General features: G+C 74.2%; 15 protein-coding genes. 9 read left to right on the top strand and 6 right to left on the bottom strand.

Annotation, left to right across the window (positions count from 1 at the left end; translation table 11 throughout):
- Positions 1–12 precede the first annotated feature (12 nt).
- Complete coding sequence (locus ACGFZ2_RS21635; protein WP_350682876.1) at positions 13–276, bottom strand: DUF6343 family protein; 264 nt, start codon at positions 274–276, stop codon at positions 13–15.
- A gap of 158 nt (positions 277–434) precedes the next feature.
- Between ACGFZ2_RS21635 and ACGFZ2_RS21630 the strand changes: the two genes are divergently transcribed.
- Positions 435–1043, top strand: coding sequence for an antibiotic biosynthesis monooxygenase (locus ACGFZ2_RS21630; RefSeq protein ID WP_393456213.1), 609 nt, complete (start codon positions 435–437; stop codon positions 1041–1043).
- Between the two features lie 178 nt (positions 1044–1221).
- Positions 1222–2073, top strand: coding sequence for a GDSL-type esterase/lipase family protein (locus ACGFZ2_RS21625; protein WP_393456210.1), 852 nt, complete (start codon positions 1222–1224; stop codon positions 2071–2073).
- Between the two features lie 73 nt (positions 2074–2146).
- Here the strand turns inward: ACGFZ2_RS21625 and ACGFZ2_RS21620 are convergent, their stop codons facing one another.
- The 3 genes from ACGFZ2_RS21620 to ACGFZ2_RS21610 form a co-directional block, all read right to left on the bottom strand.
- A complete protein-coding gene (locus ACGFZ2_RS21620) occupies positions 2147–2914 on the bottom strand; it encodes an EcsC family protein (RefSeq protein WP_393456207.1) in 768 nt (255 codons plus the stop codon).
- 36 nt (positions 2915–2950) lie between these two features.
- Positions 2951–3094 (bottom strand): hypothetical protein, encoded by a 144-nt coding sequence (locus ACGFZ2_RS21615; RefSeq protein WP_176737248.1) that lies wholly within the window; start codon positions 3092–3094, stop codon positions 2951–2953.
- Between the two features lie 103 nt (positions 3095–3197).
- Positions 3198–4043, bottom strand: coding sequence for a peptidase M23 (locus ACGFZ2_RS21610; RefSeq protein WP_393456204.1), 846 nt, complete (start codon positions 4041–4043; stop codon positions 3198–3200).
- Positions 4044–4464: 421 nt separating this feature from the next.
- Here ACGFZ2_RS21610 and ACGFZ2_RS21605 point away from each other — a divergent pair, with 421 nt between their 5' ends.
- The 3 genes from ACGFZ2_RS21605 to ACGFZ2_RS21595 all read left to right on the top strand — a co-directional run bounded on the left by ACGFZ2_RS21605 (position 4465) and on the right by ACGFZ2_RS21595 (position 6594).
- The gene (locus ACGFZ2_RS21605; protein ID WP_357452016.1) at positions 4465–5385 is read left to right on the top strand and encodes a PAC2 family protein; all 921 of its coding nucleotides are present in this window, start codon (positions 4465–4467) and stop codon (positions 5383–5385) included.
- Positions 5386–5453: 68 nt separating this feature from the next.
- Positions 5454–6251 (top strand): exodeoxyribonuclease III, encoded by a 798-nt coding sequence (locus tag ACGFZ2_RS21600; protein WP_357697607.1) that lies wholly within the window; start codon positions 5454–5456, stop codon positions 6249–6251.
- A 28-nt stretch (positions 6252–6279) separates the two neighbouring features.
- A complete protein-coding gene (locus tag ACGFZ2_RS21595; protein ID WP_357452010.1) occupies positions 6280–6594 on the top strand; it encodes an antibiotic biosynthesis monooxygenase in 315 nt (104 codons plus the stop codon).
- Positions 6595–6609: 15 nt separating this feature from the next.
- Here the strand turns inward: ACGFZ2_RS21595 and ACGFZ2_RS21590 are convergent, their stop codons facing one another.
- Both ACGFZ2_RS21590 and ACGFZ2_RS21585 read right to left on the bottom strand, forming a co-directional pair.
- A complete protein-coding gene (locus tag ACGFZ2_RS21590) occupies positions 6610–7287 on the bottom strand; it encodes a class F sortase (protein ID WP_393456200.1) in 678 nt (225 codons plus the stop codon).
- An 8-nt stretch (positions 7288–7295) separates the two neighbouring features.
- A complete protein-coding gene (locus ACGFZ2_RS21585; RefSeq protein ID WP_393456599.1) occupies positions 7296–7952 on the bottom strand; it encodes a hypothetical protein in 657 nt (218 codons plus the stop codon).
- Between the two features lie 225 nt (positions 7953–8177).
- Here ACGFZ2_RS21585 and trmB point away from each other — a divergent pair, with 225 nt between their 5' ends.
- From trmB to ACGFZ2_RS21565, 4 genes are all read left to right on the top strand, one after another.
- Positions 8178–8807: a tRNA (guanosine(46)-N7)-methyltransferase TrmB gene (gene trmB / locus ACGFZ2_RS21580; protein WP_393456596.1), complete on the top strand. Its 630-nt coding sequence runs from the start codon at positions 8178–8180 to the stop codon at positions 8805–8807.
- A gap of 113 nt (positions 8808–8920) precedes the next feature.
- Entirely contained in the window at positions 8921–11425 is a 2505-nt protein-coding gene (locus ACGFZ2_RS21575; protein ID WP_393267427.1) for a DEAD/DEAH box helicase, read from the top strand.
- 118 nt (positions 11426–11543) lie between these two features.
- On the top strand, positions 11544–12188 hold the full coding sequence (locus tag ACGFZ2_RS21570) for a hypothetical protein (protein WP_393456197.1): 645 nt from the start codon (positions 11544–11546) through the stop codon (positions 12186–12188).
- Between the two features lie 401 nt (positions 12189–12589).
- On the top strand, positions 12590–13036 hold the full coding sequence (locus ACGFZ2_RS21565) for a DoxX family protein (protein WP_393267431.1): 447 nt from the start codon (positions 12590–12592) through the stop codon (positions 13034–13036).
- Positions 13037–13253: the final 217 nt, after the last annotated feature.

The following is a 13253-nucleotide window of genomic DNA, read 5'->3' as shown; positions in this document are numbered from 1 at the left end:
CTCGTACTCCTGTCACTCGAAGAGTGAGTGGCGGGCGCCCGGCTCCTCCCGGCGGCGGGCGGCACGGCGGCGCTGGATGATGATCAGGTCGACCACGGCGACCACCGCGAAGACCACGCAGAGGACCCCCAGCCACACCAGGTCGGCGCGGAACGCCAGCACCGCGAACACGGCCATGGTGACCAGCCCGAACCCGGCGAGCAGGAGCCGCATGTTGAGCGCGCTGTAGGCGTGGCCGACCGTGCCACGGGCGCGCCGGGGCTGCGATCTCGTCATTGCACGGACCTACCCCCGATCGGCCGGCTTAACCCGCTCCGCGGCCACCCGGGCCCCCGCCGCGGGTCGCGTGGGCCGCGTCACGCCGCCGGTAAGGTGCGTTACACCCGTGTGCCATGAGCCGCCGGATCCCGCCGTGGCCGGGGAGGATGGTCGGCATGACCATGACCCACGCCCTGCCGGTGACCGTCGCCGTCGCGCGGCGCACCGATCCCGCCCGGACCAGCGAGATGGTGGCCTGGATGCGGGCCGGCACGGCGCTGGCCGAGGCGTTCCCGGGGTTCCTCGGCTCGGGCTGGGTACGCAGCGCGCCCGGCTCCGGCGAGTGGCACATCATCTACCGCTTCGCCGACCACGAGACGCTGCGCCGGTGGGAGGAGTCGCCGCAGCGGCACTGGTGGCTGTCCTCGGCGCAGGGCATCGTGGAGCACACCCGGGTGGAGCGGCGCACCGGGATCGAGGGCTGGTTCGACCCGCCGCGGGAGCACGCCGTCGAGACGGTGCCGGTCAGCGCCGATCTCACCGTGCCGCCGTCCCCGCCGCGCTGGAAGCAGGCCGTGACGATCTGGTTGGCCTTCTTCCCGCTCAGCCTCACCGCGACGCTGCTGACCAGCCGGCTCCTCCCCGACGTGCCGCTGGCCGCCCGGGTGCTGCTGATGACCCTCACGCTGACCCCGCTGATGACCTACCTGGTGCTGCCCCGGATCACGGCGTCCCTGCACTGGTGGCTGCACGGGCAGCGCCCGCCGTGGCGCCCGGCCCGCTGACACCCCGTCGCCCGCCTCGCACGCGGGCTGCCAATAGCAGGTCGAGGCGCGGCCATTAGCAGGTCGAGGCGCGGCGGAACAGGGCTGTGCCGCATAGCCGACAGCAGCGGGTGACCGCACCCCCACCCGCGCGTACAGTTACCGCGCTGTTGCTCTCCGCTGCGGGACTGGGGAAGAGATGCCTCGACGCTGGGTCGCCGCCGTCGCCTGTCTGCTGGCACTGGTCGCCCTCGCCTGCGAGGGCGGCGGGGACTCCGGCTCCCGCCCGCCGCGCGAGACACCGTCGCCGGGCGCGTCCGGCGGCATCGCGGCGCTCGGCGACTCGATCAGCACCGGCTTCGGCTCCTGCCTGGTGCTCACCTCGTGCCAGCGCAACTCGTGGTCCACCGGGGACGGGCTGCGCGTGGACAGCCTCTACCGCCGGCTGCTCGACCGCACCCCCGCCATCCGCGGCCGGGCCTACAACCACGCCCGCCCGGGAGCGCGCGCGGCGTCGCTGGAGGGACAGGCCCAGCAGGCGGTACGCGACCGCGTCGACCACGTGACCGTGCTGATCGGGGCCAACGACGTGTGCCGGGGCGGCATCGAGGCGATGACGCCCGTGACGCGGTTCCGCGCGGAGGTGGACCGGGGCCTGCGGGTGCTGCGGCAGGGCCGGCCGAAGGCGCGGGTGCTGGTGGTGAGCATCCCGGACCTGTACCGGCTCTGGGAGGTCGGGCACACCGACGCCCGGGCGGTCCGGGCCTGGAAGCGGGGCGTATGCCCGGCGTTGCTGGCCGACCCGGCCTCGACGGACCCGCTGGACCGGGCCCGCCGGGCGGCCGTCCGGGAGCGGATCGACGACTACAACGCCCAGCTCGCCGCCGCCTGCAAGGCGTACGGCTCACGCTGCCGCTACGACGGCGGGGCGGTGCACCGGGTGCGGTTCGACCTGGACCTCGTCAACCCGCTGGACTGGTTCCACCCCAACGCCGCCGGCCAGGACCGCCTGGCCGACGTGGCCTGGCGCGCCTCGGGCCTCGCCTCCTGACCGACCCAGACCGGGTCGTCGCCGGCGCGGACCGGTCGGGAAACCGGCGCGGACGGAGAGCCGACCCGAGGGGTCAGGGTCGGCGGGGTTCGGGGACGGCGAGGGTGCCGTAGTGGCGGTAGAGGGCGCGGGAACGCACGGCCAGGTCCTTGGTGGCCGACGAGTTGGCCCAGGTGCCGAGGATGATCGCCGCCCCGGGCACCACCTTGGCGAAGAGCCGCTTCGCCGCGCGCACCCCGGCCATCTGGGCCAGGCGTACGCCCAGGCGCAGCATCACCCTGCCGAGCGGGTTCTGCCCGCCGCTGCCGAACAGGGCGCCGGCGCGCTCCCGCCCGGCGGCCACCCCGAGCGCGAGCCGGGCGCTCTCGGCCACCTTGTGCACCTTCTGCAGCACGAGCAGGTCGGTGGCCCGATCGGGGTGCCGCGGGTCGACGCCGTACGCGGCGGCGACGTGCAGCACCATCCGGGCCTGGGTCCAGGCCAGCACGCCCACGTCGATCACGGCACCGGGCAGCCCGGCCGCCCCGGAGACGGCGCCGGAGAGCCGGGCGTGGTTGACGAACTTGCGTACGGCCTGCTCCGCCAGGGCCTCGACGGAGGCCCCGGGCTGCTCGGCCCGGGCCCGCGCGGCCCACTGCGCCGCCTCCGGCCCCAGCCGGCGCACGGCCTCCAGGGCGAGGTGCTCCGGGGCGTACTGCGGATCCTCCCGCATCCGGTCCCAGAGCTTGAGCGGCGGCGCCTCGGGGACCTCCTGCGGAGGCGCCGGCACCACCGCCGGCGGCTGGGGCGCTCCCGCGGCGGGCTGGGCGGGCTGGCCGTCGGCGGGCGCGGAATCGGTCACGGGTTCTCCCGGGGGTCGGAGAGGTCGTCGGGGGGGTCAGCGGCGGTTCTGGAGCTTGGCCGCGAGGCCCTTCAGCTTCTGCTGGGTGCCGGGCTTGGCCAGCTCACGCCGGCCACGGTCGACCAGTTGCTGGCCCTTCGGCGAGCGCAGGAAGGTGCTGATCCGCTGCATCAGAGACATGTCGTCCTCCTGTCGGTGGTGCCTCTTCCATGTGTACCTCGGAACGACAACATCCGTACCCCGGACACCCGAACCGCAACCGTCCACTGTGGTCGGCGGAAGACTACTGGCCGGCCTCCAGGATCGCCTCGACGACCTCCGTGGCCCGCCACTCGTGCTTGGCGTAGTGCTCCGGGTAGGCCGAGATCTGCACCGCCTGGGCGGCGTCGGTCAGCCGCATCTGCTGCCAGCCGGGCACCTGCGCCAGCGCGGCGAGGAACTGCCGGGTGGCGAACTCCGGATCCATCAGCTGCCCCACCTCGCCCCACCCGCTGCTGGAGCGCTGCTGGAACAGCCCGACCGAGTCGTGGTCCCAACCGATGCCCTGGTGGGGGTAGTTCTGGGACTCGGGGAGCACCCCGCTGGCGACGTTGTAGAGGTTGCTCTCCTGCATCGCGGTGGCGACCGCGATGACGAACGCGCGCCGGGGCATGTCCATCTTCCGCCCCGTCCGCACGATCACCTCGGCGTTCTCCATCTGGGCGTTGTCGAGACCGGCCACGGGGGCGGGGTCGACGGGCTTGCGCTTGGTCTTCTTCGGGGCGGGGGTGGCGGTGTCCGGGTCGGCGGCGGGGGTGGGGCTGGCGGGGGTGGCGGCGGGGGCGCGTTCCAGACCGCGGGAGGCGGCGTCCGCCTCGGCGCGCTCGGCGAGCGCGGAGGGGGCGGCGACGGGGGCCGGGTCGGCGGCGGAGTCGTCCCGGGCGCCCTGGGCGACGGCGGTCAGGCCGAGGCAGCACAGCACGCCGGCGGCGAGGGCGACCCGCGCCCGGGCCGGTGCGGGCAGCAGCATCCGGGCGTACGTCCCGACGGAACGGAGGCCAGCCGGCCGATCGTGCGAGGGGGTATCGTCCGAACGGTCGATCGGGTCACCGGGGGTGATCTGATGGTCGAGGGTGCGGTCGTCACGCATCAGCCGAGGCTAGGCAGACCCAAACTCCGATCACCCCGGGTGATCTCGTGGCATTTTTCACGAAAGCGCCCCCACCCGCGGGACGGCCCGGCCGTTCCGGGGCGAGCCGGGGACGCACCTCGCGTACCGGGCAGACCTCGCGGTGGCACCCGCGCGCCCCCTGGTCGCACGGAAGAGGGACGAAGCGTCGACGCCGAGTGCACGATCCCCGAGTTCACCCTTTCGGCCGATAGGCTGCTCCACCCCACGGTCATCGCTGGGCACCCGACGGTGGAGTTGCGGGGATACGCCCTGATTGCTGATCACGCAGCGGCCCCGCGGGAGCCGCCGGCAGGAATGCACGAGGATGGCGGGTACGTTCCCCGAACGGGTGCCGTCCCCACGCGGCGACCCGTACGCACGACCAGGGAGGTCCGCACCGGTGCTCGACCCACACGAGCTCTACGAACTCATCGACGAGCTGCCCGACCTCGGTCAGCCCGTCCTGATCCAGGCCCTCACCGGGTTCGTCGACGCCGGCAGCGCCACCCGACTGGCCAGGGAGCAGCTGCTCACCTCGCTGGACGCCCGCCCGATCGCCCGGTTCGACGTCGACCAGCTCTTCGACTACCGCTCGCGCCGGCCGGTGATGACCTTCGTCGAGGACCACTGGGAGTCGTACGACGCCCCGGCGTTGGAGCTGCACGTGCTGCGCGACGACGACGAGACGCCCTTCCTGCTGCTCACCGGCCCGGAGCCGGACCTGCAGTGGGAGCGCTTCGTGGCCGCCGTCGGCGCGCTCACCGCGCGGCTGGACGTCCGGCTCACCGTGGGGCTCAACGCGATCCCGATGGCCGTGCCGCACACCCGTCCCGCCGGGGTGACCGCGCACGCCACCCGGCGCGAGCTGATCGCCGGCTACGAGCCGTGGTTGCAGCGGGTGCAGGTGCCGGGCAGCGTCGGGCACCTGCTGGAGTTCCGCCTCGGCGAGCTGGGCCGCGACGCCCTGGGCTTCGCCGCCCACGTGCCGCACTACGTGGCGCAGACCGAGTACCCGGCCGCCGCCGAGGTGCTGCTCGCCTCCGTGTCCCGCAGCACCGGGTTGCTGCTGCCCCGCGACGGGCTGCGCTCGGCCGCCGAGGTGGTCCGGCTGGAGATCGACCGGCAGGTCGCGCAGACCGACGAGGCCGCCCAGCTGGTGCAGGCCCTCGAGGAGCAGTACGACGCGTTCGCGCGCGGCCGGGGCGAGCGGAGCCTGCTCGCCAAGGAGACGGGGCCGCTGCCGACCGCCGACGAGCTGGGCGCCGAGTTGGAGCGGTTCCTGGCCGAGCAGACCCGCCCGGGTGACACCCCGAACACCTGACGGGTCGCCGGCGCGACACCCCGGGAGCTGACGCGGCGGCGCGGGCGCGGATGGGGCAGGCTGGACCCATGCGCCTGGCGACCTGGAACGTGAACTCGGTGAAGGCCCGCCTGCCCCGGCTGCTGGAGTGGCTGGCCGGCACCGGGCCGGACGTCGTCTGCCTGCAGGAGACGAAGTGCCCGGACGGGGCCTTCCCGGTGGCCGAGGTCGGCGAGCTGGGCTACCGCGTGGCCAGCCACAGCGACGGCCGGTGGAACGGGGTGGCGATCCTGTCCCGGGTCGGCCTGGCCGACGTGGTGGTGGGGTTCCCGGGCGAGCCGGGGTTCCCCGAGCCGGAGGCCCGGGCCATCTCCGCGACCTGCGACGGGGTGCGGGTCTGGTCGGTGTACGTGCCGAACGGCCGCACGCCCGACGACCCGCACTACGCGTACAAGTTGTCCTGGTTCGAGGCGCTGCGGGACGCCCTGGAGACGGAGTTGGCGAGCGGGGTGCCGCTGGCCGTCTGCGGTGACTTCAACGTCGCCCCGACCGACGCCGACGTCTGGGACCCGGCGGTGTTCACCCACTCCACGCACGTCACCCCGGCCGAGCGGGCGGCCCTCGCGGCGCTGCGCGACCTCGGGCTCTCCGACGTGGTGCCCACCCCGATGAAGGGCCCCCACCCGTTCACCTACTGGGACTACCGGGCGGGGATGTTCCACCAGAACAAGGGCATGCGGATCGACCTCGTGTACGCCTCGGCGCCGTTCACGCGGGCGGTCCGCTCGGCGTACGTGGACCGGGAGGCCCGCAAGGGCAAGGGCCCGTCCGACCACGCCCCGATCGTGGTGGACGCCGACCTGGTTCCGGCGGTCGAGTCGTTCTGAGCCCCGACGGCGTGACTAGGGTGGAGCCATGGCAGTCGTGAAGATCAACGCGATCGACGTCCCTCCCGGCGCGGGCGAGGAGCTGGAGAAGCGGTTCGCCGCCCGGGCCGGCGCCGTGGAGAACTCCCCCGGGTTCCTCGGCTTCGAGCTGCTCCGCCCGGTCGCCGGGGAGAACCGCTACTTCGTCTACACGCGCTGGGAGAGCGAGGAGGCCTACCAGGCGTGGGCCGCCGGCCCCTCCCGCGCCGCCCACGCCGGCACGGGCGAGCGGCGCCCCCCGGTCGCCTCGGGCGCCAGCCTCCTGGAGTTCGAGGTCGTCCAGCAGGTCCCGCCCCGCCCCTGACCCGTCCCGGGTGGGTCAGGCGGGGCGGGAGGAGAGCAGGGTGGCGAAGGCGATGATGTTGTCGGCGTAGCCCGTCCGGCCGCCGAGCCAGTCGCCGCCGCAGGTGATGAGGCGCAGACCCGGCGGGCCCTCGTCGCCGTAGACCCGCTCCGCCGGCAGCCGCTCCTTCGGGAAGTGCTCCACCGAGTCGACCCGGAACACCACGACCGAGCGGTCCGCCCGGGTCACCTCGACCGGGTCACCCGGGCGCAGCCTGTGCAGGTCGTAGAAGACCGACGGGCCGCTCCTGGTGTCCACGTGCCCCACGATGACCGCCGGGCCCGGCTCGCCCGGGGTCGGGCCCCGGTCGTACCAGCCGGTCTCGTCGGCCCGGTCCAGCGGCGGGACGGCGATCGAGCCGTCCCGGGCCTCGCCCACGGGCGCCACCGGCGCGGCCACCTCGATCGAGGGGATCGACAGGCGTACGGGCCGGCTGGCCGACAGGGCGCCGCTCGCGCCGCGGGCCGGACGTGACTCCCCCGCGCCGGCGGCCCAGTCGAACGGCCCGGCCGTCCGCCCCAGCCCCGCCCCGGTGGCGAAGACCCCGACCAGCACCAGCACCACGGCCAGCGGCACCGACCAGGGGCGGCGTCCGGGCGGCGGACGCCGGCGGGCCGCTGCGGCGGGCGGCTGGGGGGCGGGCGAGGTGGCCATGGGCGGGCTCAGCGTCGGGCGGCGTCACGGACGGAGCGCGGGCGACGCGCCGCGACCACCGCGAGGACGATGCCGGCCACGGTCAGCGCGAGACCACCGGGAAGCAGCAGCCCGCCGGTGAACCCGCCGTCGCCTCCGCCGAAGCCCGTCGCCGGGCCGCGACTGGGCTTCACCGCCTTGACCACCTGGAGCATGGTCGAGGCGGTCGCCCCGTCGGGGCACTCCAGCTTGACCCGGTAGTTGCCGGGCCGGGTGCGCTCGCGCACCATCGGCGCGGCGGTCAGCAGCCCGCGCTGCGGCTGCACCTGCACCCGGCCGAAGGCGTCCGAGACCACGATCGCGGGGATCGAGTTGTCATTGCAACTGGCCCGGATGCCGACGAGGAAGCCCGGCTGCACGGTGCTCGGGCTGACCTCGACGAAGACGGCGGGCTCCGGCGGCTTCGGCTGCGGCGGGCCCCCCGGCGCGGGCTCCGCCCGCAATCCGACGATGGGGAGGCCGGCGACAACGGGAAGGCCGGCGGCAACGGGGCGGCCGGTGACAGCGGGGAGGGCGGTGACAGCGGGGAGGGCGGTGGTCGGCGGAGCGGCCCCGGCCGGCAGGGCCGCGAGCAGCGGGCCGGCGAGCGCGGTCGCGATCGCCAGCGCCAGACCACCGCGGTGCACCGACACGACGCCACCTCCCGGCGCGTTGAGGCAGTGCCGGGCAACACCAGGAGCCCGGTCTGCCGTACGGGATGGATCCTCTCATCCCCGGGCGAACATCACATCCGATCCGGCGCGGTCGTCGCGTACGCTCGGGTCGTTGTGACCTCCATCGACTCTCCCGCCGCCGCGCCCGCGCCGCCCGCCGCCCGGACCATCCGCACCTTCCATCCGCGCCGCGGCCGGATGAGCAGCCGCCAGACGGAGGCGTTGGACCGGCTCTGGCCGGTCCACGGCCTGCTCGTCCCGGACGAGCCCGGCACGCCGGTGGACCTGGCCGGCCTGTTCGGCCGTCGGGCCCCGGTGGTGGTGGAGATCGGGTCCGGGATGGGCGACACCACCGCCGCGATGGCCGCCGCCGACCCGGATCGAGACTATCTGGCGGTCGAGGTGCACACGCCCGGAATCGCCAACCTGCTGGACCTGGTGGACCGGCACGGCCTGCGCAACGTGCGGGTGGCGCAGGGCGACGCGCTGGACCTGGTGGCGGGCCTGCCGGCGGCGTCGCTGGACGCGGTGCACGTCTTCTTCCCGGACCCGTGGCCCAAGTCGCGGCACCACAAGCGGCGGATCATCCAGCCGGCCCACGTCGCGCTGCTGCGCTCCCGGCTGGCGCCCGGCGGCACCCTGCACTGCGCCACCGACTGGGCCGAGTACGCCGAGGCGATGCAGGAGACCCTGGACGCCGACCCGGGGCTGGTCAACGCGCACGACGGCTTCGCCCCCCGCCCGCCACACCGCCCGGTCACCAAGTTCGAGCGCCGGGCCCTGACGGCCGGCCGGCCGGTCTTCGACCTGATCTACCGGCGAAGGTGAAAGGAAGGGCCCCCTACTAGCGGATTTTGTTGTAGAAGGGGCCCTTCCTAACACCACCGCCGCCGGGGCCGGTTGGCGCGCGGGGGCATGATCCAGGCACCATGGGACCCGCTATGACGCTCACCGCCGCGCTGCCGACCAGCGCCGACCCCGACACCCTCTACGACGCGTTCGCCGGCTGGGCGAAGGAGCGCGGCCTCGACCTCTACCCCCACCAGGAGGAGGCGGTCATCGAGATCGTCTCCGGCGCCAACGTGATCATGAATACGCCGACCGGCTCCGGCAAGAGCCTGGTGGCGATCGCGGCGCACTTCGCGGCCCTGGCCGACGACCGGACCACCTTCTACACCGCCCCGATCAAGGCCCTGGTGTCGGAGAAGTTCTTCGCCCTCTGCGAGGTCTTCGGCGCCGACAACGTCGGCATGCTGACCGGCGACGCCAGCGTCAACGCCGACGCCCCGATCATCTGCTGCACCGCCGAGATCCTGGCCAACCTGGCGCTGCGCGAGGGCGACCGGGCCGACGTCGGCCAGGTGATCATGGACGAGTTCCACTTCTACGCCGAGCCGGACCGCGGCTGGGCGTGGCAGGTGCCGCTGATCGAGCTGCCGCAGGCCCAGTTCGTCCTCATGTCGGCCACGCTCGGCGACACCACCCGCTTCGTCGACGACCTGACCCGACGCACCGGCCGGCCCACCGCCGTCGTCCGCTCGGCCGAGCGGCCGGTCCCGCTCCTCTTCTCGTACGCGATGACGCCGCTGCACGAGACCCTGGAGGAGTTGCTGGAGACGAAGCAGGCGCCGGTCTACGTCGTGCACTTCACCCAGGCCGCCGCCCTGGAACGCGCCCAGGCCCTGATGAGCGTGAACGTCTGCACCCGGGCCGAGAAGGACATGATCGCCCAGGCGATCGGGAACTTCCGGTTCACCTCCGGCTTCGGCAAGACCCTGTCCCGGCTGGTCCGGCACGGCATCGGCGTGCACCACGCCGGCATGCTGCCCAAGTACCGCCGACTGGTGGAGACCCTCGCCCAGGCCGGCCTGCTCAAGGTCATCTGCGGCACGGACACCCTCGGCGTCGGGATCAACGTGCCGATCCGCACCGTGCTGTTCACCGGCCTGTCCAAGTACGACGGCGTGCGCACCCGGCTGCTCAAGGCCCGCGAGTTCCACCAGATCGCCGGGCGGGCCGGTCGGGCCGGCTTCGACACCATCGGCCGGGTGGTGGTGCAGGCCCCGGAGCACGTCATCGACAACGAGAAGGCCCTGGCCAAGGCCGGCGACGACCCGAAGAAGCGGCGCAAGGTGGTGCGCAAGAAGCCGCCGGAGGGGTCGATCGGCTGGGGCAAGCCCACCTTCGAGCGCCTGGTCGAGGCCGAGCCCGAGCCGCTCACGTCCAGCTTCCAGGTCAGCCACTCGATGCTGCTCAACGTGATCGGCCGCCCCGGCGACGCGTTCGCGGCGATGCGGCACCTGCTCACCGACAACCACGAGGACCGGGCTGCCCAGCGCCGGCACATCCGGCGTGCCATCGCGATCTACCGGGCGCTGCGCGCCGGCGGGGTGGTCGAGCAGCTCGACGAGCCGGACGAGACCGGCCGGCGGGTCCGTCTCACCGTCGACCTCCAGCTCGACTTCGCCCTCAACCAGCCGCTGTCACCGCTGGCCCTCGCGGCGATCGAGCTGCTCGACGTCGACTCCCCCGCGTACGCCCTCGACGTCCTCTCGGTGATCGAGTCGATCCTCGACGACCCGCGCCAGGTGCTCTCCGCGCAGCAGTTCAAGGCCCGCGGCGAGGCGGTCGCCGCGATGAAGGCCGAGGGGATCGAGTACGAGGCCCGGCTCGAACTGCTCGACGAGGTGACCTGGCCCAAGCCCCTCGCGGAGCTGCTGGAGTCGGCGTACGAGATGTACCGGCAGGGCCACCCGTGGGTGGCCGACCACCAGCTCTCCCCCAAGTCCGTGGTGCGGGACATGTACGAGCGGGCGATGACCTTCACGGAGTACGTCCAGTTCTACGGGCTGTCCCGCTCCGAGGGCCTCGTGCTGCGCTACCTCGCGGACGCGTACAAGACGCTGCGGCAGACCGTGCCCGAGGACGCGAAGACCGACGAGCTGGTCGACCTCATCGAGTGGCTCGGCGAGCTGGTCCGCCAGGTCGACTCCAGCCTGATCGACGAGTGGGAGCGGCTGCGCAACCCCACCGACGCCGCCGAGGCGGCCGAGGCGCTGGACGACCGCGTCCCGGCGGTCACCCGCAACGCCCGCGCCTTCCGGGTGCTGGTGCGCAACGCCCTGTTCCGCCGGGTCGAGCTGGCCGCGCTGCGCCGCTGGTACGACCTCGGCGAGCTGGACGGCGCGTCGGGCTGGGACGCGGACGCCTGGGCCGACGCGCTGGAGCCGTACTTCGAGGCGTACGACTCGGTCGGGGTGGGGCCGGACGCGCGCGGGCCGGCGCTGCTCATGATCGAGCAGGGCCGGGAGAAGTGGACGGTCCGGCAGATCCTGGACGACCCGGAGGGCGACCACGACTGGGGCATCAGCGCCGAGGTCGACCTCGCCGCCTCCGACGAGGCGGGCGCCGCGGTGGTCCGGATCACCTCGGTGGGCCAGCTCTAGATTTGTTTCGAAGGGGCCGTCCGGGATGCCCGGGCGGCCCCTTTTGTTCCCTGGGCGATGTCACACCCGTCGATTAGAATGTATGTACTAATCGAAGTCCTGACCTGGGAGGACGTCCGTGAACACGCCCGCCTCCGCCCCACTCACCCCCTACGCCACCCTGCTCGGCTTCACCCGCTACGTCGACCGCACCGGCCCGACCAAGGCCACCTTCGTCGGAGGCCTGCGCAAGCAGCGGGCCAGCCGCTCCGGGTTCAACCCGCACGGCCAGTTCGTCAAGGCGCTCAAGGCCGACATCGCCTTCCACACCGGCGGCACCCACCTCGAACAGGTGGTCGACGTGGTCAAGCCCCGCTGGCGGCCGCTCTACGAGGCCCTCGTCCCCGGCGCGAAGGCCTGGCTGCACTCCCTCGGCGAGCCGAGGGCCGTCGACCTCGCCCAGACCCGCGACGCGCTCGCCATGCTCGGCGACCTGCCCGTCAAGATCAACCCCCAGTTCGGCGTACGCCACGCCGACGGTCGCGCCGAGGCCGTCCGCCTGCACTTCGACGAGACCCCGCCCAGCCCGGAGGCGGTGCTGGCCACCCTGCACCTGATGACCCGGCACATGGACGCGGTGCTCCCGCACGCCGAGCCGGTCCTGGTCGACGTCCGCCGGGGCGAGGCCCACCACATGCCCGCCGACGCCCGGCCCGAGCAGATCGAGCGCTGGCTGGCCGGCGAGGCGGCCGCCTTCCAGGCGATCTGGACCACGGCCGCCTGACCCGTCCACCGCCCACCCACCCTTCCGACGGGCCCCCGGGCCACGACACGCGCCACCTTCCGAAGCCGGCTGACACCGCGCCCCGGGAGGTGGCGCGTCGCCGTTCCGGCGGTCCGCCGCGCCCGGGCGGCGACCCCGAGGCCACTTTCTCCGGGCACGACCGCGCAGCTCGGACGGCGATCGGCGGGCGCGGCGACAATCACTTTCCCCGTCAACCATTGAGCCTTCAACCATCTGCCGGTACGGTGGTCCCCAGGCGGCACCCGACAGGCCCGGCGGACCGAGATCCGGGCCGGCGAGGTGTTCCGTCGGCCGGTCGCGTCGCGGCCGGCCGCCCGCGACACGGCGCGCGTCGACCCGACCGGCCGTTCGGCAGTCCACCCAGCATGAGGAGCAGAACCATGACCCTGCCCACCACCGTCCGTGACGTCGCGATGCTGCTCGCCCGGATCGGCGTCGGCATCGTCTTCTTCGCCCACGGCTGGCAGAAGCTGGTCACCAACGGCGTCGACGGGACCGCCGCCTTCTTCGACCAGGCCGGCGTACCCCTGCCGACCCTGTCCGCGTGGTTCGCCACGGGCGTCGAGCTGCTCGGCGGCGCGGCGCTGATCCTCGGCGCGGTCGTCCCGATCGCCGGCGTCCTGCTCGCGCTGGACATGCTCGGCGCGTTCGTCTTCGTGCACGCCGGCAACGGCCTGTTCGTGGACAAGGGCGGCTACGAGCTGGTCCTCGCCCTCGGCGCGGCGAGCCTGCTGCTGGCGGCGGTCGGGGCCGGCCGGCTCAGCGTCGACCACCTGCTGACCGGCCGCCGCCGGGCCGCCGAACCGGCCCCCGCCGGCCGGGCCTGACCCGCACAACACAGTGGTGGGGGGGGGGGGGGCGGGGGGGGGCCCCCCGGGGGGGGGGGCGCGGGGGCCGGCGGGCGGGGGGGGGGGGGGGGGGGGGGGGGCGGGGGGGGGGGGGGGGGGGTTGGGGGGGGGGGGGGGGGGGGGGCGCCCCCCCCCCCCCCCCCACCACCGGCCCCGCCCGCGCCCGACAGGCCCGCTCACCAGCCGGCCGGCACCG

The sequence above is a fragment of the Micromonospora sp. NPDC048063 genome, assembly GCF_043202855.1.
In the GTDB taxonomy this organism is placed as follows: Bacteria; Actinomycetota; Actinomycetes; order Mycobacteriales; family Micromonosporaceae; genus Micromonospora.
This window is presented reverse-complemented; position numbering and strand designations above follow the sequence as displayed.